The organism is Glaciimonas sp. Gout2, assembly GCF_035018905.1.
GTDB lineage: Bacteria > Pseudomonadota > Gammaproteobacteria > Burkholderiales > Burkholderiaceae_D > Glaciimonas.
In genome coordinates this window covers 49,902-72,122 of record NZ_JASJXA010000009.1, presented here as the reverse complement: position 1 = coordinate 72,122, position 22,221 = coordinate 49,902, and the positions used below count along the sequence as shown (strand labels likewise).

Sequence of the window (22,221 nt, the reverse complement as noted above, 5' to 3'; positions counted from 1 at the left end):
TTTAATAACCTGGTTTATATAGGCGCCATAAATAAGAAAGAAACCATGAGTAATACGCAAAGCGGTAGCAAGACACCTTTTACCTCAGCACGATTACATGTCATTACGCTTGGTGCTTTGGGTGTCGTGTTTGGCGATATTGGCACAAGCCCGTTGTATGCACTAAAGGAGAGTTTTAGCCCGGAACACGGCATTCCCTTTTCATCCAGCGCAGTGATGGGCATCATTTCGATGCTATTTTGGGCGATTATGGTCGTCGTCACACTGAAGTACATTTATTTAGTGATGCGCGCCGATAACAATGGCGAGGGTGGCGTTTTAGCGCTGATGGCACTCGCTTTACGCACCGCCAAAAGCGGCTCGCGCTGGGCCAAATGGCTCATGATGCTTGGCGTGTTCGGTGCATGCATGTTTTATGGCGACGTGGTGATTACACCCGCCATTTCGGTGCTATCCGCGGTTGAGGGTCTTGGCATCGCAGCGCCGCAATTAGCACATTTCATTATTCCATTAACCGTAGCCATTATCATCGTCCTCTTCTTGATCCAGCGACATGGCACGTCAATAGTGGGCAAGCTATTCGGTCCGGTGATGTTGCTGTGGTTTATCTCCCTCGGTCTGCTCGGTATTTATAACATTCTGAAAGCACCGGAAATTCTGGCTGCGATAAATCCTTACTACGCGCTCCAATTTATGGTGGAACATGCGCAACTTGCGTTTGTTGTACTCGGTTCAGTTGTGCTGGTCCTCACTGGCGTAGAAGCGCTATATGCGGATATGGGACATTTTGGCGTCAGGCCTATCCGTTTTGCCTGGCTGTATACCGTCATGCCTTGTCTGCTGCTATGTTATTTCGGCCAGGGCGCTAACTTGATTGTGAACCCATCCGCGGTATCGAATCCTTTCTATCTAATGGTCCCGGATGCATTGCTTTTGCCGATGGTGATTCTTTCCACTTTTGCCACTGTGATCGCCTCTCAAGCCGTAATTTCCGGTGCATTCTCGCTCACAAGCCAAGCAATTCTGTTGGGCTTCGTCCCCCGCATGCGTATTTTGCACACTTCAGAAGATGAGCGTGGTCAAATTTACGTCCCGGTCATCAACTGGATGTTGCTGGTGCTGGTTGTCGCTGTCGTGCTGGCATTTAAGAAGTCAGACAATCTTGCTGCAGCGTATGGTGTTGCCGTGACCGCCACAATGCTGATCACGACGATGCTCCTAGCGGTGGTCATGCGCACGTTATGGAAGTGGCATCCATTGGTCGTGGCGCTGATTATCGGTGCTATTTTTATCGTCGATTTCGGTTTCTTCGCTGCCAACCTGATGAAAATCCCTGACGGTGGCTGGTTCACTATTCTGCTCGGCGTGATCACTTTCTTCCTGCTGATCACCTGGTATTCAGGTCGCATGCTGCTGCGTGAACGTAGTCAGGATGAGGGTATTCCGCTTGAACCGTTCATTGAAGGCCTGCTGGCCCATCCACCACATCGGGTTGATGGTACGGCAGTCTTTCTTACTGGCAATATTGCCACGGTGCCGGTTGCGATGCTGCACAATCTCAAGCACAATCGGATTTTGCACAAACGTGTTTTCTTCCTGAAGATCAGCATATGGGATATCCCTTACGTTGACGACAATAAGCGGTTGACGCTGAAAGAAATGGGTGGCGAGGTTTATTTGCTGCGCGCCGCGTTTGGCTTCAAAGAAGCGCCGGACGTCAACACCGTCATGAATTTAACCAATAAACAATTCGGACACGAGTTTGACTTGATGGACACCTCGTTCTTCCTGGCCCGCGATACGATCGTGCCGAGCAAATTACCTGGCATGTGGTTATGGCGTGAAAAGTTATTCGCCTGGATGTATGCCAATGGCGCTAAACCATCAGACTTCTTCCACATCCCTATTAATCGTGTGGTCGAGTTGGGTACCAAGGTTGAGATTTAAAGTTTGCATCTATGTATCGGTCCGATCTTCGATAATCGGACCAATTGCAGCAAAAGATGTTTTAAATAAGAAAGGGAGCCAATGGCTCCCTTTCTTATTTTTGACTTTTCGAGTGCATATTCAACAGCGCATTACTGAGTTTATGGATTAGCGGCTATCAATTGATTATCAATTATCAGCCCAATCATTTCGATGCATACTTCATAATTCACTAAATTCAATTCACTCAATTTAATTTCTTAAAAAAGAACATCAAATCCAAAACAGCTTATTGCAAAGTGACCGGCTGACTCATTAAAGCATCGTAATTACCAAGGAAAGCATCGATATCTTCGATAGTTGGCTCGGAGGCGATTAGTTCTTCCACGCCTTGACGAAAGAATTCTGCCAAGGCTCCTGCAATAAAAATTTCACGTTTAAATGACTTATCGACAATTTCGTAACCGCCAAAGCGTAACGCTTCCCGATGCTCATCTGCCCCGAATTCGACGACGCTGTATTGGTCACTGTTGTAGATCAGGTTCATATGCGCTCCCTGTAAAGTTAGACAGAAGGTGATGATCGATAAGCAGTTTTCAAGCCAGATCGTGTAAATATTTTGGCGCACTCCTTTTGTTCAGAGTCAAAACCATGAATAGAACCCTCTGAATTCAATACTACGCCTTAGGGCATTTTTGTCACGCATTTAATGCAAAACGTTAACGTCAATTGCAACCAGATGTGACAAAACGGTGTGTTATTGCCAAAATATTAAAACTATTACCCTTTTTAATTGCCATTAATATATCAATCGCTCATTTGGCGCACAAGGTATCGGTACAGAATGGCTAATTGACTTAATAAGTATTGATCACTTATTGTTCCCTAACTCCACGACTTGTCTGTTTTGTTCATATTTAAATAGCTTTCCTACCAACAAGTGACAGTAATGCATGCCATTGAGACCACGAAAAAACGGATGCGATGCGCGCAGTGCGCCCGCCCGCAAAGTCACTGCCTATGCGGATTGATTCCGCGCATCGAAAGTCGCACGCGGATATTGCTTCTGCAACATCCCAGTGAGGCAAACCACGCCTTGAACACAGCTCGTCTGGCAGCGCTGGGATTGGTGAACGCAGAACTTCTTATCGGTGAAGTATTTCCGAAATTGCCAGCGCTAATCTCTCAAGCGGAATATCAGACTTGCCTGTTATTCCCCAGCGACGATGCGCAACCGCTTGTCTACACAGAAGACACACTTGCATCCCAACCATTGTTAATCGTCGTTTTAGATGGTACCTGGCGAAAGGCACGCAAGCTGCTGCACGTTAATCCCGCGCTAGCCACCTTGCCGCGCTTCGTTCTGCCAGCCGGTTTGCAGTCGCGCTATCGCGTCCGTAAAACACCCGCGCCCGGCATGGTTTCGACACTAGAAGCAATTGTTTGTGCGCTCAATGTCATAGAAGCACCGCGCAATTTTGACGCGCTACTTACTCCTTTTGAAGCGTTAATCGATCAGCAAATCACCGCAATGGGACCACAAACCTACATGCGTAATCACGGTTCTATTAACCAACCGGATTAACCGGATATTAATCTGCCATTTGTTGCGTTATAACCTTCACATAGCGCTATTTCTCTCGCAACGCCCGACGATACTGGATCGCTTCCGCCACGTGCGCTTGCGCGATGTTTTCGCAGGCCGCCAGATCCGCAATCGTACGCGCAATTTTTAGCACGCGATGATAGCCACGCGCCGACCAATTAAGACGCGTCATCGCGGTTTGCAGTAATTGTTCGCCCGCTGCATCTGCTTTGCAAAAAGCATCGATATCATTGGTCGACAGCGCATTATTACCCTTCCCTTGTCGCGCCAGTTGTATCGCATGGGCTTGCGCAACACGGTCTGCGATCTTGCTCGACGATTCGCCATCGGCTTGTTTTTTTAACTCATCGTGCCGTAGTGATCCGACCTGAATCTGCATATCAATCCGGTCCAGTAAAGGGCCAGAAATTTTGTCCTGATATCGCGCGATATTGTCAGGCGTGCAGCGACACTTATTTGATATATGGCCAAGATAACCGCACGGACAGGGATTCATGGCAGCGATTAGTTGAAAACATGCGGGAAAATCCGCCTGACGGGCAGCGCGGGAAATGGTGATGCGTCCAGACTCCAGCGGTTCACGTAAAACCTCTAAAACCCGCCGGTCAAACTCGGGAAGCTCATCCAAAAACAATACGCCACGATGGGCCAGCGAAATCTCCCCGGGACGCGGCGTACCACCACCACCAACCAGCGCCACGCCAGACGCCGTGTGATGCGGCGCACGATACGGCCGCACCTTCCAACTGCTGCTGGAAAAACCACTGGTCAACGATTGCACGGCTGCTGATTCCAACGCTTCCTGATCGGTCATCGGCGGCAAAATACCGGCAAAGCGCGTGGCCAGCATGGACTTTCCGGTACCGGGAGGACCGATTAACAGCGCGCTATGACCGCCAGCAGCAGCGACTTCAAGCGCGCGCTTGGCTTGGAGTTGGCCTTTTACATCGCTGAAATCAAGATAGTGCGGCGTGCGTATCTGCGGCGCGGCGATATGCCGGGTTAGTCTTCCTTCAGCGTCTTTTGCTGAAAAATGCGCACAGACATGCAACAACGAATCCGCCGGATAAATCGCGGCATCTGTGACCAGGGCGGCCTCGTCAGCATTTTGGCGCGGCAAGATAAATGCGCGCTGTTTTTTTGGGGGTGGCTCTCGATTGCTATCGGCATTGTCAGAAATCGCGGCGGTCGCGCTGGTTGTCATCATCGCAAACGTCATCGCCAGCGCACCGCGAATTGGGCGCAACTCGCCCGAGAGTGATAGCTCGCCGGCAAATTCGTAATGATCGAGTTGATCGGCAGGCATTTGACCCGACGCAGCCAAAATACCTAATGCAATCGGCAAATCGAAACGACCAGATTCTTTAGGCAAATCCGCCGGTGCAAGATTGACGGTTATTCTGCGCGAAGGAAATTCAAAACAAGCGTTTTGAAGGGCCGCACGTACCCGGTCTTTGGATTCCTTGACCTCGGTTTCCGGTAAGCCAACGATGGTAAAGGACGGTAACCCGTTCGCAAGATGTACTTCAACCGTTACTTCCGGGGCTTGCATTCCTGCAAGCGCCCGACTTTTCAATACTGCCAACGTCATCGGTCTTGCCGCCTGTTCCAATATTGCAGATGCTGTAGAGCGAACGTATTGTCCAATCTCATGGACGCTTCAGTTGTGCTTCAAGCTCAGTGACGCGCGCCTCTAACAGTTCCAGTTTTTCGCGCGTCGTTGCCAACACTTGCGCTTGCACATCAAACTCTTCACGGGTAACGAGGTCAAGCTTTGAAAAGCCGCTGCTCAACATCGCCTTGACGTTTTTTTCAACGTCTTTCGCTGGCGAGTTTTCAATTGCCTTATTAATTTTCGACTGCATATCTTCAAAAAAAGTCGGCTTACTCATGGTGGTGCTCCTATAAATACTAACAATACTGAGAATAAAAAAATGATACCTCATCTCATCGCGAACGAGGGTATACCCAAACTGCATCTTAAGATAATTTCTTGGTGTTGTTACGAGAAGTTTTGGGCGCTCACCGCCGACGTTCAAAGCGCACCTTGCGCCCTGACTTTTCCGCAGTAACGCACAACCACGCTTGCGGAGGAAGCGCTTGCAACCAATCACAACCGGCTTGCATCAGTTAGGCTGATGTCAGACCGACTTATCCGATCCGCCATTCAACAAGTTGGCGCGAATCTCGCCCAATGACTGTATCTGCCGCGCATTTGCATCAAAGTTTGTCCCATTTAACCAAAGCTCAAAAGCAGCACGTTGAAGCGGCCACTCGTGATCTATGAGCGAAAACCAGGCAGTGTCGCGATTTCGCCCCTTGTTGACGCGATGTTGGCGGAAAATGCCTTCGGGCGTAAAACCAAAACGCAGCGCCGCCTGTTGCGACCGCTGGTTACGCGTGTCGCATTTCCATTCAATACGTCGATAACCGAGATCGTCGAACGCATGCTGCGCTAAAAGATAAATCGTTTCAGTACCCTTGCTGGACTGTTGCATAGCAGCACTAAACCAAATGTGCCCAATTTCAATGGATCCATGTTCTGGCGCGATACCTAGATAACTCACAATGCCCTGTGCCGCACCGGTTTGCCTATCAGTAACGACAAAGAATAGGGGATCTCTGGTTTTTTCGCATTCGCTCAGCCAACTCGTAAAACTGATCTGATCTTCGAAAGGTCCGACCGCCAGATAATCCCATTGACCGACATCCGCGCCATCACCGGTCGCCACACTATATAAAGCCTCCGCATAGCGTTTAACATCAAGCGGTACTAACAACACATTTTGCCCCTCCAGCACAACACCAGGTGGAACCCGCGCAGGCTGCCAGCCCGGCAGCAAACCTTCTATATGTGCGGCGTTTTCGAGAGACATATTGATCCTTGGTTTTGTTCTGTTTTGCGCTATGAAGGAATTGAAATTCGCACTAATTATGTGCTTATTCAGGTGCTTCCTCAGGTGCTTATTTAAGCGCCAGTTCGGCACTTAATTGACAGATGAGCGCGATGTCTTCACCTAAACATCGGGCCAAATCAAGCACAGCATCGCCATAAACGCTTCCAGAACACCAATTTCATCTCACCATTTAAGTGCGAAAAGCTAAAATCGCACTACTATGGTGCTAAATTTTGCTAGTTTTACCATAGAAAAGGACCACAACTAGCAACAATGCATAAAATCAATTATGAATCGTGCCATAAGCGCATACAAACTAGTTGATATGTAGTTGGCATGAGTCCTGCTAGTAGAAGACTGAACTAAGTTGCTGTCTAACTATAATCTTAATGCATATAAACCCAAGGGACTCATAAATGAAAAAGCTGACTTATAAGCTGATACTTGCCACAGCAGTAGCGACAACACTGGTTGCCGGCTTTGCTTACGCCGACGACGCTCCAGTTGTAGCACCGGCCGCAGCCGAACCGGTACCTGATAATCAAGTTGCTTATAACATCGGCTTGGTAAATGACTACCGCTTCCGCGGCATATCACAAAGTCGCTTTGATGCCGCCGTTCAAGGTGGCGTCGATTACACAAATAACCCAACCGGCCTTTATGCCGGAACCTGGTTATCAAACATCAAATGGATTAAAGACTCAGTAAATGCTGGCGGTTTTAATGGCAAAGGCAATATTGAGTGGGATCTCTATGCAGGTAAGCGCGGCGATCTTCCAGCCGGTTTCACGTATGACGTCGGCGGTCTGTATTACTACTATCCCGGTAACAACTACAGTCTTATTGGCAAAAATGCCAATACTTTCGAACTGTACGGTCAACTTGGTTACGGTCCAGCTTACTTCAAATATTCGCATGCGCTGACTAACTTGTTCGGCACAGTCAACAGCAAGAACAGCGCTTATTACGATCTGGGTGCCAATTTTGATGTTGGTTCCGGTGTCACGCTGGGTCTGCATTTTGGCCATCAAACAGTCGAAAACTTTAGCTTTGCCAGTTATAACGATTGGAAAGTTGGCGTCACTAAAACCTTTGACAGCCTATATGGCGTTACTCTAGGCGCTGCTTTCGTCGGAACTGATGCCAAGAACGGCGCATATGTCAGCCCTAACGGCAAAAATCTCGGCAAAAACGGCCTGGTCTTCTCTCTCGCAAAAACTTTCTAAACGAGGTCAACATGAAACTGATCACTGCGATTATCAAACCATTCAAACTTGATGAAGTCCGTGAGGCACTGTCCGCCATTGGCGTACAAGGCATTACCGTCACGGAAGTAAAAGGTTTTGGACGCCAGAAAGGCCATACCGAGTTGTACCGCGGTGCAGAATATGTCGTCGATTTTTTGCCAAAAACAAAAATCGAAGCAGCTGTTGATGACAGTATTCTAGAGCGTGCAGTTGAGGCGATCGAAACGGCAGCACGTACCGGCAAAATCGGTGACGGCAAAATATTCGTTCTCGATCTGCAAGAAGTTATTCGTATTCGTACCGGTGAAACCGGCAAAGATGCAATCTAAGGGGACTTTTAAAATGAACATCAAGAGATTTTTCGCCACGTTTTTGGCGTTTTGCGCACTCATGCTCGCAGTCGGCTTTATGCTGCCAGCCTCTGCTGCCGATGACGCTTCGACGTCGGCCTCAGCTGCGGCCAGCGCTACCAGCACTGCAGTAATTGCCGCGCCTGCTCCTGCAGTCGTCGCGCCTGCCGCTGCCGCAACTGGCGCACTTGCTGCTGCTGCCGCTCCTGCCGTACCTGCTCCAGCCGTGCCTAACAAGGGCGACACTGCGTGGCTACTTGTATGTACCGCTTTTGTGATTTTAATGACATTGCCAGGCCTCGGCCTGTTCTACGGCGGCTTGGTTCGCAGCAAGAACATGTTGTCGGTTCTGATGCAATGTTTCACCATCTTCTCGCTGGTGATTGTTCTGTGGATCGTCTATGGCTATAGTCTCGCATTTACCGAAGGTAATGACTTCATTGGCGGCATGAGCCGGTTGTTCCTCAATGGAATGACACCAGACTCATTGGCGGCAACATTCAGCAAAGGCGTTGTATTGCCAGAGTTTGCCTTCGTCGTATTTCAAGGTGCTTTCGCTGCGATTACCTGCGCATTGGTCATCGGCGCATTTGCTGAACGTGCCAAATTCTCCGCCATCCTCGCGTTCACCGTGTTGTGGTTCACTTTTTCGTACTTGCCAATTGCCCATATGGTTTGGTATTGGCCTGGTCCTGATGGCTTCACTGATGCTGCTGCAGCAGCAAAAGCGTCGGCGACTGCTGGTTGGTTGTTCCAAAAAGGTGCGTTGGATTATGCGGGTGGTACGGTCGTTCATATCAACGCAGCGGTTGCCGGTCTGGTCGGTGCGTATGTTATCGGCAAACGCGTAGGCTACGGCAAAGAAGCTTTCAAGCCACATAGCCTGACATTGACCATGGTTGGTGCTTCATTGCTGTGGTTTGGTTGGTTTGGTTTCAACGCCGGTTCCGGTCTGGAAGCAAATGGCGGCGCAGCATTGGCCTTCATCAACACGCTGGTCGCAACGGCTGGTGCAGTATTGACATGGAGTTTGGGTGAGTGGGTTGGCAAGGGTAAGCCTTCCATGTTGGGCGGCGCATCTGGCGCGGTTGCCGGTTTGGTTGTCATTACTCCTGCCGCTGGTTTCGTCGGTGTTGGCGGTGCGTTGGTGATGGGCTTGATTGCTGGTTTTGCTTGCTTGTGGGGCGTAACTGGCCTGAAGAAACTCCTCGGCGCTGATGACTCACTAGACGTATTCGGTGTGCATGGCGTAGGTGGTATTCTAGGTGCACTGCTCACCGGTGTGTTCGCTGCGCCTAGCCTTGGTGGTGTTGGTATTTACGACTATGTCACCAACGCTGTTGCTCCTGACTATTCGATTAGCGGTCAGCTCTGGATTCAACTGCAAGGCGTGTTGACTACAGTGATCTGGTCCGGCGTGGTGGCATTTATCGCCTTCAAACTGGTCGACATCGTGATCGGTCTGCGTGTTACAGAAGAAGAAGAACGCGAAGGTCTGGATATTTCCAGCCACGGCGAGTCTGCTTATCACGGTTAATAGTATTAATATTGCCTGATACAGCCGCGGACTGCAGCCTGGTCCGGTGGTGTCCGGTGTATATTTATTAATATCACGCAGGCAAACAAACAGAAGCGCCCCAATCGGGGCGCTTTTTCATATTCAGGGCTTTAAAAACCACACATTGCCCTAATGTTGATAGCCCGGTCCGGTTGATCTCGTCACCTAAATCTCCTCTCTCGCACGTTGCGAGTCGGTAATTCCCGTTAAAATCGAGATCACTCAAGCGCAGCCGTAGTTTCGTCGTTTGATGAGGCATGCCCCGCTGGCACCTAAAAGCGCTTAACAGCGTCTAAACATGAAAGTGTAAGAGTTTCTATGGTTCCGCACCTCGTCACTGCCCTTAACGGCCCGTTACTCGATCTCGAAAAGAAAATTCTCGCCGCCACTCCGGCGATTGAACGCTGGTTTCGGATGGAATGGCAGGAGCACACGCCACCGTTTTACTGCTCGGTCGATTTGCGTAATTCGGGCTTCAAACTAGCCCCGGTAGACACCAACCTGTTTCCTGGTGGATTTAACAATCTATCGCCGGAAATGTTGCCGCTAGCGGTGCAGGCTGCGATGGCTGCGATTGAAAAATATTGTCCTGACGCAAAGAATTTGTTGTTATTGCCCGAGTTGCATACTCGCAACACTTTCTATTTGCAGAACGTTGCGCGCCTCATGCAAATTTTCCGGCAAACCGGCTTAAATGTCCGACTAGGTTCTTTAGCCGAAGATGTTACCGAGCCGGTCACCATAGAGTTGCCAGATGGCACAACCGTGACGTTAGAGCCGCTGGAACGCTCGCATAACGGACGCCGTCTGGGTTTGAAAAACTTCGATCCATGTACGATTTTGCTTAACAACGATTTATCGTCAGGCATTCCGTCAATTCTGGAGAATCTGAACGAGCAGACTTTGTTGCCACCTTTGCATGCTGGTTGGACGATGCGCCGCAAAAGCAGCCATTTTTCCTCTTACGATGACGTGGTCAAAAAATTTGCAAAACTGGTTGATGTCGACCCCTGGATGCTCAATCCATTTTTCACCAAATGCGATCAGGTTAACTTTCAGGAACAGGCCAGTGAAGAGGCTTTGACCTCGAGCGTTAGTTCCTTGCTATCCAAGATCCGCAAAAAATATAAGGAATACGGCATTAAGGAAAAGCCGTTCGTGATCGTGAAAGCCGATGCAGGAACGCACGGCATGGGCGTGACAAGCGTCACCGATGCCGGTCAGGTAAAAGAACTTAGCCTGAAGCAACGCAACAAAATAGCCGATGGCGGTCAGGCAATCTACGATGTCGTGATTCAAGAAGGTGTCCATACCTTTGAACACATCAATGATGCCGTTGCAGAACCTGTGGTCTACATGATAGATCGATATGTGGTCGGCGGTTTTTACCGGGTACACGCTGAGCGCGGGATCAATGAAAACCTGAACGCTCCCGGCGCACATTACGTACCGTTAGCGTTTGCACAACAGCACGCATTACCTGATTTGCTTGCAAAACCGGGGACGACCGCGCCGAACCGTTTTTACATGTATGGCGTAGTGGCCCGACTGGCGTTACTGGCAGCGTCGCTGGAAATGGAAAAAACAGATCCGAATCCTGAAATCTACTAACCTGGATTAGGATTTCACCTGTCTTTGATGACAGTTATTAAAAAACAAGATTCCAATAAAGGCTTGATAATGAAAATTGCTTTCCTCGCCGACCCGCTCGACAGTTTTAAGATTTACAAAGATACGACGTACGCCATGATGGTCGAGGCCGCAAAACGCGGTCACACAATCTATGCCTTTGAACAACAAGACATGGCGCTGGAAAGCGGCATCGTCACAGCCAATGTTGCACGTGTGACGCTCACTGGCGACAACAAGGATTGGTATCGGGCAGCCGCGCCAAGCGCGATGTTTCTGTCTGAATTCGACGCCATTTTGTTGCGCAAAGACCCACCATTCGACATGGAATACATCTACACCACGTATTTGTTGGAGCTGGCTGAAAAACAAGGCGCAAAGGTCTTTAACAAACCGCAGGCGATTCGCGATCACAACGAAAAACTGGCGATAGCGCAATTCCCGCAGTTTATTTCACCTACTTTGGTAACGCGAGATTCCGCACGCTTGCGCGCCTTTCACGAAGAGCATCAGGACGTCATCCTCAAACCATTAGATGGTATGGGCGGCGCTGGTATTTTCCGCGTCAAGTCCGACGGCTTGAATCTTGGCTCCATTATTGAAACATTGACCAATAATGGACGTCAAACCATCATGATCCAACGCTTTATTCCGGAAATAGTCGCCGGCGACAAGCGCGTCTTGGTTATCGGCGGTGAGGTCGTACCCTTCACGTTGGCACGCATTCCGCAAGGGAGTGAAGTCCGCGGCAATCTCGCAGCTGGTGGTTTGGGCGTCGCCCAGCCCCTGACAGCGCGTGAACGCGAAATAGGTGAAACGCTAGGGCCAATACTCGTCAAACGTGGTCTGTTACTGGTAGGATTAGATGTAATTGGCAATTATTTAACAGAAGTGAATGTCACTAGTCCGACTTGCTTTCAGGAAATTATGCAGCAGGCTGGTTTTAACGTGGCAGAGATGTTTATTAACGCGCTGGAAGCAGCTGTTCAGGCTAAAGCTTAACTAAGCACGCATCTGAAGATGCGGCGGCGAAAATGAATGGCTGACTATAAATCCATTATTTGGATGTAAACAGAATGAATAGGCGGATGTAATGTGCAAGTTTAATACGCACTTTGTCGAAAGCGCCTAAAATTACCGCGCAATATGCCATCCGGCACATTCGTTTTTATCCGCTCTGCGGGTCTGGTATCAAAAATTATGGTTGGCATTCTCCTATTAACGCATTCGCCGCTTGGTCAGGCCTTCGTTTCTGCCGTGTCGCATGTTTTCCGTCAGGTGCCGGAACGGTTCGAGGCAATTGATGTCATCGCGGATCAAAATCCGGCCGATGTTAAATTATTGGCGAAACAAGCCGTGGACCGTTTGGACGATGGATCTGGCGTGCTGGTGATTACCGATGTGATGGGCGGTACGCCATCAAACTGCACGTTGCCATTATGCAGTGGCGCGCAAACTCAGGTAATTGCAGGAATCAGTTTGCCGATGCTGTTGCGCGCACTCACCTATCGTAATGACACACTCGATGTGGTGGCAGAGATGGCCCTCGCTGGCGGCCAGGGTGGCGCTGTGCGGGTCGACAATCGGGTTCGCGTTTCACAATAAGCCGCAATAAGTCGCAATAAGTTATTTAGTGTCTGGATCAACATACCGGGCTTAAAAGCGATAACTTGCCGACCACGCAAGCCGCACTTTACGTTATGTCCTTGCATTTGAGAGATTGCTATTTTGTTGCCACATTTCTTACCGCCTCTATGTAATATGTATCCAATATTTACTCCTTGCTATTCGCCAACAATGAAAAATTAGCCGGGTGCGCTGTCGGGTATTAACAAAACAAAGATAAAGAACCCCATGATTCAAAAAAATATCGAAATCGTCAACAAATTAGGTCTTCATGCCCGTGCATCGGCTAAATTCACCCAACTTGCCAGCAAATTCAAATGTGAAGTCTGGATTTCGCGCAACAATCGCCGTGTCAATGCGAAGTCAATCATGGGCGTCATGATGTTGGCAGCAGGCAAAGGCAGCACCGTGTTGTTGGAAGCCGAAGGTTCAGACGAAAAAGAATGTTTTGATGCACTCAATCAGCTCATCGAAGACAAGTTTGGCGAAGGCGAATAATCTGCTGCAAAAAAAGAAACCACAGCGCAGCGCTGAGGTCATAGCAGTACCGTAAAGCGAGATAGAAAAAATAAGACTAACGCAAATTTACGCCGCTTTGGCAATTTTAGAATAGTCCGAAAGTGTTCAACAAAGCGTCTGCCATCATTGCCTTGCGCAATTGCCGACGCCTTGAGGGAAACTGCTACAGACTGTTCCATCATTTTGAGACACCCATTCACTGCGGGCTGAACAGATGGCATCTTTTTCCTTACATGGTATTCCGGTTTCGCGCGGTATTGCGATAGGTCGGGCGCATTTGCTGGCGCCAACAGCGATGGACGTCAAACACTATTTAGTGTCTGAAACCCAAGTTGAAGCCGAGGTGCAGCGTCTGGAAACCGCCGTCGCTACCGTCCGCAAAGAGCTACAAACCATCCGTAGTGAGCTACCCAAAGAGTCACCCGCCGAATTAGGCGCTTTCATCGATGTGCATTTGCTGATTCTGGCCGACGCGATGTTGGCCGAAATTCCGCTGGAGATTATTCGCCAGCGCCAGTACAACGCCGAATGGGCGCTGGTCACGCAAATTGACGAAGTCTCAGCACAATTCGATGAGATCGAAGACCCTTATTTACGTGAGCGTAAAACCGACATTCAGCAAGTCGGCGAGCGAATATTAAAAATATTGATGGGAACGGCGACAAAGTTGCCGGAACTTGAGGTCGACGTCGACGGTGCCTCTTCCCCCAACATCATAGTTGTCGCCCACGATATTTCTCCAGCTGATATGTTGCAATTCCGCAACCGTGCCTTCGCTGGTTTTATCACAGATCAGGGCGGCCAAAACTCGCACACATCAATCGTGGCACGCAGTCTGGATATCCCTGCCGCGGTCGGTATGGGCCACGCCTCGTTGCTGATCAAGCAGGACGACTGGATCATCATTGATGGCTTGGCCGGTGTGGTCATCGTTGATCCATCTCCACTGATATTGCAACGATTTCGTGAGCAACAAGCCCAACAAATCAAAGCCCGAAAAAAACTCGGCAAACTCAAAAAAACCCGCGCAGTCACGCTAGACGGAGTTGAGATTACGCTGTTGGCGAACATTGAACTGCCCGACGATTGTGCGCCGGCGATGGAATCTGGCGCCAATGGTGTAGGTTTGTTTCGCTCTGAATTTTTGTTTATGGGCCGCATTGGCATCAAGCAACAACTTCCCACAGAAGACGAGCAATTTGCGTCCTACAAACAGGCGGTAGTTGCCATGAAGGGCCGACCCGTCACCATCCGCACGCTTGACGTGGGTGCAGACAAACCGCTCGATACGAGCGAGCAGACCGCGCTCAATCCCGCGCTTGGGCGACGCGCGATTCGTTATTGCCTTGCTGAGCCACAATTATTTTTGACGCAGTTACGCGCTATTTTGCGCGCCTCCGCCTTCGGCACAGTCAAGTTACTAATACCCATGCTGGCGCACGTGTTTGAAATTGATCAGACTTTATTAATGATTGCGCAAGCCAAGCAGCAACTACGCGATGAAAAGATCAAGTTTGATGAAGATATCAAGATCGGTGCCATGATCGAAATCCCGGCCGCCGCTTTGGCGCTGCCGATGTTTATCAAGCGCATGGACTTTCTATCGATCGGTACCAATGATCTGATTCAATACACGCTGGCGATTGATCGCGTCGATCACGAGGTATCACACCTTTATAATCCCCTCCATCCAGCAGTATTGTTCTTGCTATCGAGCGTCATCGCAATGGGACGCAAAGCCGAAATTCCGGTCTCCGTATGCGGCGAGATGGCTGGCGATATCAAATACACACGTTTACTACTCGGTATGGGATTACTGGAATTTTCGATGGACCCAATCCATTTATTGTCAGTAAAGCAAGAAATTCTAAATAGCGATCTCGAAATGTTAACCGCGCAAACTAAGAAAATTCTGCGCACCACCGAACCCAGCGCGATTGCCACGGCAATCAATCAAATGCGCAGCGCGTAGGGGACGATTACCCATCTATGGGTGGCGAATAGTGAGGAGGCTACGGCCCTGCCGGTTGCTTTGGATATCGGTCTACCAAACTTGCTATTTGCCGCCCACCTGTTTGGTCCCGTTTTATTTGCAGCAACGTGAACACTTTCTCAACAGTGACGTTATGCTCGAAATTTTATAACTTTCCCCGAAAAATCTTCGCTTTTTGGAGGAATTCCCCTCTTCTATCGAGAAATCCACACTTTTTGTAGGTATCTCGTCCATTTCTTTCCTGTCCAGCGCCTGACGAATACGCCCTTGATGCAATTGAACGCCTGATCCGCAACGTCAGAATACTGTTTACTACGGTTCGAGAAGAGCGAATTTTTGTTTGAACTGAATCATCGGGGTCAGCAGAAAAGTTTTTCACAGAAACGCTACTTTCCAAATTTAAACAGGACCATTACTACTTTGGGCTAACAAGTAGCCTCTAAAACTTGCGCGTTCGTCCAAAATGCCAGATACTAAAAAGGTCCCTGACAAAGAGGGGAACGGGTGTGGTAGCCCGATTTATCCAAAGCGCACAAACCGCGTAATGCGGTTTTTTTAAGTGCGTTTAACCTTGTTGCATCTCTTATGGGGGGCAATAGCGGGGAGGCTTCGGCCTGCCGGTTGCTTTGGATATCGGTCTACCAAACTTGCTATTTGCCGCCCACCCGTTTGGTAGCGGGCGCGGATTCAATACTATCCAAGAAAGTCACAATGCCGACACAAACTCCAGCACGCACTCCCCGCATGATCGAAATCCTCGATAACCTCACCTTATTACATAGCCGCACTTCTGCAATCCTTGCAGCCCTGTCGATGGCGTTTGACAGCCAGCAAGACCGACTTCCCAAACCTACCGTGCAAGAAGTATTAGAAGCGACGAACGCTCTGCTAGAGAAAGCACAAGAGCAAGTTCGGGCGCTGGAAGCGCACTTACCTAGTTAGAATCGCATTGTGAGATGGCCTCTAACGAGGCTGCCAACGCGCTTCAAAAGGCAACATTACACCTTTGGACCAACAAGTCAACCGCAGCATTTGACGCCAGCCCCTGACTTGGTTATTCTTAATACCGTTGCTACGTTGCGTAGCAACAAACAGCGCCGATTTGAACGGTTAACTACCTCAGCTTGCGGGCGCGTGACATTTCCAAAAGGAATGTCGAATAAATACGGCTAAAGCGAGCTTGCATTGCAAGCCCCCTTGATTTAGCCCGATGAGCGCAAGCTTTCGGGCTTTTTTATTGTTTAATCAGGAGGAGACATTTGACGCTGGCGCTGACAGAGCCATCAGAGCAAATTGCCGCTGGGGCAATGTTGCGACAGTCTTCCTTATAAACTAAAACCTCAGTCATCCATAACGTTGCGACACCACCACACATGTCTTCAGGAATAGTCTCACCGCAATCCATGCACTTTGCGACACCGCTCACATTGCAAAGCGGTGCGTCATTGTCTAATTACACACTCGTCTATGAAACCTATGGAACGCTCAATGCTGACAAATCCAACGCCGTATTGGTTTGCCATGCGTTGAATGCCTCGCATCACGTCGCTGGCAAATATGCCGATGATGAGAAGAACGTCGGCTGGTGGGACAACATGGTTGGTCCCGGAAAGTCAGTCGATACCGATAAATTCTTCGTCATGGGTGTCAATAACCTTGGCTCATGCTTTGGTTCTACCGGGCCGATGCACATCGATGCGACAACAGGCAAACCGTACGGCGCCAATTTCCCTGTCGTCACGGTGGAAGATTGGGTGCAAGCGCAAGCACGACTTGCCGATGCACTTGGCATTACGCAGTTTGCTGCCGTGATGGGCGGGTCGTTGGGCGGCATGCAAGCGCTGGCGTGGAGTTTGCTGTATCCAACGCGCTTGCTGCATTGCGTGGTGATTGCGTCTACACCGAAGCTATCGGCGCAAAATATCGCCTTTAATGATGTTGCACGGCAAGCTATATTGACTGACCCAGATTTTCATGGCGGCGATTTCTACGCCCATGGCGTGGTACCGAAGAACGGCTTGCGGGTGGCGCGCATGATTGGGCACATCACGTATTTGTCAGACGATGACATGGCAGAAAAGTTTGGCCGGGATCTGCGCTCGGGTAGCTATCAGTTCGGATTTGGTATCGATTTCGAGATTGAATCGTATTTGCGTTATCAGGGTGACAAATTCTCTGAATACTTCGATGCGAATACCTATTTACTCATTACCAAGGCGCTGGATTATTTTGATCCCGCGGCAGAATGCGGCGGCGATTTAACCGTCGCGCTGGAAAAAACCCGTGCAGAATTTCTCGTGGTGTCGTTCATGACCGATTGGCGCTTCTCGCCACAACGGAGCCGCGACATCGTTCAGGCCTTGGTGAACAACCGCCGACGCGTGAGCTACGCAGAAATTGATGCACCGCACGGTCATGACGCTTTTTTGCTGGAGGACGCCCGCTATCAAAATGTGGTGCGTGAATATTACAACCGTATTTGGAAAGCGATCAATCAAGGCGGTACCATCACTAACGTATTGCGCCCAGACGCCAATGAGATAGCACAAAATAGCGCCGGAGAACAACATGAACTTTGAACAACTAAGTGATCTACGGCCCGATCTTGCCTTCATCGCCCATTGGGTCCCCAAACAATCTCAGGTGCTGGATTTGGGTTGCGGCGATGGGGTAATGCTGGATTACTTGCAAACTGACAAGCAATGCGCCGGTTATGGCGTTGAAATCGACGATAGCAAAATTCCTCCCTGTGTATCGCGCGGTGTATCGGTCATTCAGCAGGATTTAGAAACGGGGTTAGCCTTATTTGCCGATAACGCGTTCGATACTGTCTTGTGCCTTTCAGCGTTGCAAATGATGAAAAACGTCGAGGGTGTTTTACGTGATATTGCACGCGTTGGCCGCGAAGCAATTGTATCGTTCCCCAATTTTGCCTATTGGCCACATCGCATGGCGCTGCTGCGCGGTCGTATGCCGGTGTCCAAATTGTTGCCTTATGAATGGTACGACACGCCCAATTTACGTTGTGCAACCATCAAAGATTTTGAAGAATTGGCGAACGAAGTGGGACTTGAAGTGCTCGAATGTGTAGCATTGCACGATGGCAATCCTGTATCATTTTTACCAAACTGGCGCGGTAGTTTAGCGGTATTTCGCTTTCGCAAAAAATAGGCAACGGACTTGCGCAAAATCGCCCCACCTGCATAAGTCCCATTATTCATTTTGATTACTAACGCCCGGTTATGGGCGCATTAATGACTTCAACCTCACAACCCTGGCATCACTATCTGAACCGACGCATGTTGATCTGCGTTTTTCTCGGCTTCACTTCTGGCTTACCGCTTTTTATATTACTGAGTTTGTTGCAAGCCTGGCTTGCAAAATCCGGATTGAACGTCAAAGCACTCGGGTTATTCGCGTTAGTCATGTTTCCTTATACGTGGAAATTTTTATGGTCGCCACTAATGGACCGCTTCCACTTTGGTCGCATGGGCCGCCGGCGCGGCTGGATGGCGCTGACGCAAGTGGCGCTGTTTATCGCTATCGGCGTCATGGGAATGTTCGACCCGATCAACCAGTTGTCCGAAATAGCGGCGATGGCGTCGCTGGTGGCGTTCTTGTCGGCCAGTCAGGACATCGTAATTGATGCCTATCGACGTGAAATTCTGCCCGATAGCGAGCAAGGTCTGGGCAGTGCGATCCACGTTAATGCCTATAAAGTTGCGGGAATGGTGCCAGGCGCGCTGTCGTTGGTCCTCGCCGATATCCTGCCGTGGCATCAGGTATTCTGGATTACAGCCGGATTTATGTTGCCTGGATTAATATGCACATTGCTCATTAAAGAACCAAAAGTATACGGCGACCCACCGAAGAATATTCGTGCTGCCGTACTGTTGCCGTTTCAAGAATTTGTTTCCCGTAATGGTTGGCAAAGTGCGCTGTGGGTACTTGGTTTTATTTTTCTTTATAAACTTGGCGATAGTATGGCAACGGCGCTGGCGACCAAATTTTATATTGATCTCGGCTTTACGATGACGCAGATCGGCGCGATTTCCAAAACAACCAGTCTTTGGTCGAGTGTTGCGGGTGGCATTATCGGCGGCATCTGGATGGTCAAAATTGGCATCAATCGTGCGCTATGGATTTTTGGTGTGGTGCAAGCGGTGACGATTCTCGGCTTTGCATGGCTGGCGAATGTCGGTGCGGAACCGTTTGTACTGGCCATCGTGATCGGTGCGGAGGCTTTCGGTGTAGGACTCGGGACAGCCGCCTTCGTCGCCTACATTGCTCGCACGACAGACCCGCGTTACACCGCGACGCAATTTGCTCTATTCACAAGTCTGGCAGCTGTTCCGCGCACGTTTATCAATTCTTCGGTCGGTTACATCATTGCCGAAACTGGCTGGTTTAACTTTTTTATTCTATGCTTCGTATTGGCTTTGCCCGGCATGTTGTTGCTACCAAAGGTCGCGCCGTGGAACGAAAAACGCATAAACGCATAGAAAATTCGCTGTTGTCTGTAACCTCTATTTACATAAATTCTCGGTTGCGTTCGAGAAAAACATATAGAATCAAAAGTGTGGATTCCTGTTCTGTTAAATACCGCGCCAATTCAGATGCATTCAACTGCATTTAGCGGGCTCTAAACAGACTCATACACATGGTGAGAAATCCTACGTAGTAGCAATTATTTGTTCAGTTCGTTTTTCGCAACATCGTTGATGCGGGGGTGATATGGATATTTACAGCAGCTTTGCGAGTCGGTTCGACAAGACCAGAGAAGAAGAGTTTTCACTTGAAGAGTATCTGACGCTTTGTAAGAACAACCCCACCGTGTATGCGACGGCGGGTGAACGCATGCTGATGGCAATCGGTGAACCCGAAAAAATCGACACGCGTCAGGACCAATTGTTGTCGCGGATTTTTGCCAACAAAGTCATCAAAGTCTATCCGGCCTTTAAAGAATTTTATGGCGCCGAAGAAGTGATCGAGCAAGTCGTCGCTTATTTCCGTCATGCGTCTCAAGGTCTCGAAGAGAAAAAACAAATTCTGTATTTGCTGGGTCCCGTTGGGGGCGGCAAATCGTCTATCGCAGAACGTCTGAAACAATTAATGGAGCATGTACCGTTTTACTCCATTAAAGGTTCGCCGGTGAACGAATCGCCACTGGGTTTGTTCGACTATGACGAAGACGGCGGAATTCTAGAAGAACAATACGGCATTCCACGTCGGTACATCAAGTCCATCCTCAGTCCGTGGGCAGTAAAACGTCTGCACGAATATAACGGTGATATCCGTAAATTCCGGGTGGTCAAACGTTTCCCTAACGTTCTGCGTCAAATCGCCATTTCAAAAACGGAGCCAGGCGACGAAAACAATCAGGATATTTCTACCCTGGTCGGCAAAGTCGATATTCGCAAACTGGAACAATACTCACAAGATGATGCCGATGCTTATAGCTACTCTGGCGGATTATGCTTATCGAATCAGGGTTTGCTCGAATTCGTCGAAATGTTTAAGGCGCCGATAAAAGTTTTACATCCGTTGCTAACCGCCACGCAGGAAGGTAACTTTAAAGGAACCGAAGGATTTGGTGCGATCCCGTTTGACGGCATTATTCTGGCGCACTCAAACGAATCTGAGTGGAAAGCCTTCCGCAACAATAAGAATAATGAAGCGCTGCTGGATCGTATTTACATCGTCAAAGTGCCTTACTGCTTGCGTGTTTCAGAAGAAATTAAGATTTACGAAAAGTTGATTCGTACCTCTTCACTTGGCAAAGCGGTATGTGCGCCAGGAACATTAAAAATGATGGCGCAGTTTTCGATTCTGACGCGTCTTGCTGAGCCCGAGAACTCAAATATTTTTTCTAAAATGCAGGTCTACGATGGCGACAATCTGAAGGACAGCGATCCGAAGGCCAAGTCGTTTCAGGAGTACCGCGACTATGCCGGCGTTGATGAAGGAATGACCGGCGTTTCTACCCGTTTTGCTTTCAAGATATTGTCGCGAGTGTTCAATTTTGATTCGGCTGAAATCGCTGCTAATCCTGTCCATCTTATGTACGTGCTGGAACAACAAATTGAACGAGAACAATTCTCTCAGGAACTTGAGCAAAAATATCTTTCTTACGTCAAGGACACGCTCGCATCACGATACGCCGAGTTCATTGGCAAAGAAATCCAGACCGCTTATCTGGAGTCGTATTCTGAGTACGGACAAAACGTGTTTGATCGTTATGTCACGTACGCGGATTTCTGGATTCAGGATCAGGAGTTCCGTGATCATGACACCGGCGAAAGCTTTGACAGGGCTGCACTGAACGCCGAACTGGAGAAAATTGAAAAGCCAGCCGGCATCAGTAATCCAAAGGATTTCCGTAACGAGATTGTTAATTTTGTTCTGCGGGCCAGAGTCTCGAACGGTGGCAAGAATCCACTTTGGACCAGTTATGAAAAACTGCGTGTCGTCATCGAGAAAAAGATGTTCTCGAATACGGAGGATCTGCTTCCCGTCATTTCATTTAATGCGAAAGGCTCAGCTGACGAGATGCGCAAGCATGAAGATTTTGTCAATCGCATGGTGACTAAAGGTTATACCCCCAAGCAGGTAAGGCTTCTCTGCGAATGGTATCTGCGGGTACGTAAATCGTCATAAACTTTTTTTACCGTCTGCTGATAAGACCTGAATGGGAGCTAAATGGTGCGAAGAACGCGGAATGGCCTTAAACAGTTGAGGAACCGCTGAGGATTCGGAGCGCCGTTTAGCCCCACATCATGTCAGAGCATGGACGGTAGAAAGATAGACGACCCTATCTGCGGTGGTGGTGTGAACTGTAACTGCACAGGGCTGCTTTTGTAAGTCTGGTAT

The 22,221-nt window shown here is 49.2% G+C and carries 19 protein-coding genes; 15 read left to right on the top strand and 4 right to left on the bottom strand.

The features are described from left to right. The first annotated feature begins 45 nt into the window (after window positions 1–45). Window positions 46–1,947, top strand: coding sequence for a potassium transporter Kup (locus tag QN379_RS08725; protein ID WP_323506479.1), 1,902 nt, complete (start codon window positions 46–48; stop codon window positions 1,945–1,947). 268 nt (window positions 1,948–2,215) lie between these two features. Here QN379_RS08725 and QN379_RS08720 read toward each other — a convergent pair whose 3' ends face one another. Then, window positions 2,216–2,473: a DUF3567 domain-containing protein gene (locus QN379_RS08720; RefSeq protein ID WP_322234915.1), complete on the bottom strand. Its 258-nt coding sequence runs from the start codon at window positions 2,471–2,473 to the stop codon at window positions 2,216–2,218. A gap of 402 nt (window positions 2,474–2,875) precedes the next feature. Between QN379_RS08720 and QN379_RS08715 the strand changes: the two genes are divergently transcribed. After that, window positions 2,876–3,511 carry a tRNA-uridine aminocarboxypropyltransferase gene (locus QN379_RS08715; protein WP_416186796.1) on the top strand — a complete coding sequence of 212 codons (636 nt, stop codon included), beginning with the start codon at window positions 2,876–2,878 and terminating at the stop codon, window positions 3,509–3,511. Window positions 3,512–3,557: 46 nt separating this feature from the next. Here the strand turns inward: QN379_RS08715 and QN379_RS08710 are convergent, their stop codons facing one another. The 3 genes from QN379_RS08710 to QN379_RS08700 all read right to left on the bottom strand — a co-directional run bounded on the left by QN379_RS08710 (window position 3,558) and on the right by QN379_RS08700 (window position 6,408). After that, a complete protein-coding gene (locus QN379_RS08710) occupies window positions 3,558–5,123 on the bottom strand; it encodes a YifB family Mg chelatase-like AAA ATPase (protein WP_323506478.1) in 1,566 nt (521 codons plus the stop codon). Between the two features lie 58 nt (window positions 5,124–5,181). Then, window positions 5,182–5,424, bottom strand: a complete 243-nt coding sequence (locus QN379_RS08705) for an accessory factor UbiK family protein (protein ID WP_322234911.1) — start codon at window positions 5,422–5,424, stop codon at window positions 5,182–5,184. A 249-nt stretch (window positions 5,425–5,673) separates the two neighbouring features. Then, complete coding sequence (locus QN379_RS08700; protein ID WP_322234909.1) at window positions 5,674–6,408, bottom strand: GNAT family protein; 735 nt, start codon at window positions 6,406–6,408, stop codon at window positions 5,674–5,676. Between the two features lie 437 nt (window positions 6,409–6,845). Between QN379_RS08700 and QN379_RS08695 the strand changes: the two genes are divergently transcribed. The 13 genes from QN379_RS08695 to QN379_RS08635 all read left to right on the top strand — a co-directional run bounded on the left by QN379_RS08695 (window position 6,846) and on the right by QN379_RS08635 (window position 22,008). Continuing rightward, the gene (locus tag QN379_RS08695) at window positions 6,846–7,655 is read left to right on the top strand and encodes a TorF family putative porin (RefSeq protein WP_323506477.1); all 810 of its coding nucleotides are present in this window, start codon (window positions 6,846–6,848) and stop codon (window positions 7,653–7,655) included. An 11-nt stretch (window positions 7,656–7,666) separates the two neighbouring features. Continuing rightward, window positions 7,667–8,005 carry a P-II family nitrogen regulator gene (locus QN379_RS08690; RefSeq protein WP_322234905.1) on the top strand — a complete coding sequence of 113 codons (339 nt, stop codon included), beginning with the start codon at window positions 7,667–7,669 and terminating at the stop codon, window positions 8,003–8,005. A 13-nt stretch (window positions 8,006–8,018) separates the two neighbouring features. Further along, the gene (amt, locus tag QN379_RS08685; protein WP_323506476.1) at window positions 8,019–9,563 is read left to right on the top strand and encodes an ammonium transporter; all 1,545 of its coding nucleotides are present in this window, start codon (window positions 8,019–8,021) and stop codon (window positions 9,561–9,563) included. A gap of 339 nt (window positions 9,564–9,902) precedes the next feature. Further along, complete coding sequence (gene gshA, locus QN379_RS08680) at window positions 9,903–11,195, top strand: glutamate--cysteine ligase (RefSeq protein WP_322234901.1); 1,293 nt, start codon at window positions 9,903–9,905, stop codon at window positions 11,193–11,195. A 69-nt stretch (window positions 11,196–11,264) separates the two neighbouring features. Continuing rightward, complete coding sequence (gshB, locus tag QN379_RS08675) at window positions 11,265–12,215, top strand: glutathione synthase (RefSeq protein WP_322234899.1); 951 nt, start codon at window positions 11,265–11,267, stop codon at window positions 12,213–12,215. A 198-nt stretch (window positions 12,216–12,413) separates the two neighbouring features. Further along, the gene (locus QN379_RS08670) at window positions 12,414–12,818 is read left to right on the top strand and encodes a PTS fructose transporter subunit IIA (protein WP_322240343.1); all 405 of its coding nucleotides are present in this window, start codon (window positions 12,414–12,416) and stop codon (window positions 12,816–12,818) included. A gap of 249 nt (window positions 12,819–13,067) precedes the next feature. Continuing rightward, window positions 13,068–13,337 (top strand): HPr family phosphocarrier protein, encoded by a 270-nt coding sequence (locus QN379_RS08665; protein ID WP_322234898.1) that lies wholly within the window; start codon window positions 13,068–13,070, stop codon window positions 13,335–13,337. 235 nt (window positions 13,338–13,572) lie between these two features. Further along, window positions 13,573–15,330, top strand: coding sequence for a phosphoenolpyruvate--protein phosphotransferase (gene ptsP, locus QN379_RS08660; RefSeq protein WP_323506475.1), 1,758 nt, complete (start codon window positions 13,573–13,575; stop codon window positions 15,328–15,330). Between the two features lie 732 nt (window positions 15,331–16,062). Beyond that, the gene (locus QN379_RS08655) at window positions 16,063–16,293 is read left to right on the top strand and encodes a hypothetical protein (protein WP_323506474.1); all 231 of its coding nucleotides are present in this window, start codon (window positions 16,063–16,065) and stop codon (window positions 16,291–16,293) included. A 431-nt stretch (window positions 16,294–16,724) separates the two neighbouring features. Further along, window positions 16,725–17,930 carry a homoserine O-succinyltransferase MetX gene (metX, locus tag QN379_RS08650; RefSeq protein WP_323506473.1) on the top strand — a complete coding sequence of 402 codons (1,206 nt, stop codon included), beginning with the start codon at window positions 16,725–16,727 and terminating at the stop codon, window positions 17,928–17,930. Then, the gene (gene metW, locus QN379_RS08645; RefSeq protein WP_322234890.1) at window positions 17,920–18,522 is read left to right on the top strand and encodes a methionine biosynthesis protein MetW; all 603 of its coding nucleotides are present in this window, start codon (window positions 17,920–17,922) and stop codon (window positions 18,520–18,522) included. Before metX ends, metW begins: the two co-directional genes overlap by 11 nt. An 83-nt stretch (window positions 18,523–18,605) precedes the next feature. Next, window positions 18,606–19,853, top strand: coding sequence for an AmpG family muropeptide MFS transporter (locus tag QN379_RS08640; RefSeq protein WP_322234888.1), 1,248 nt, complete (start codon window positions 18,606–18,608; stop codon window positions 19,851–19,853). 232 nt (window positions 19,854–20,085) lie between these two features. After that, window positions 20,086–22,008 carry a PrkA family serine protein kinase gene (locus tag QN379_RS08635; RefSeq protein WP_322234886.1) on the top strand — a complete coding sequence of 641 codons (1,923 nt, stop codon included), beginning with the start codon at window positions 20,086–20,088 and terminating at the stop codon, window positions 22,006–22,008. Window positions 22,009–22,221: the final 213 nt, after the last annotated feature.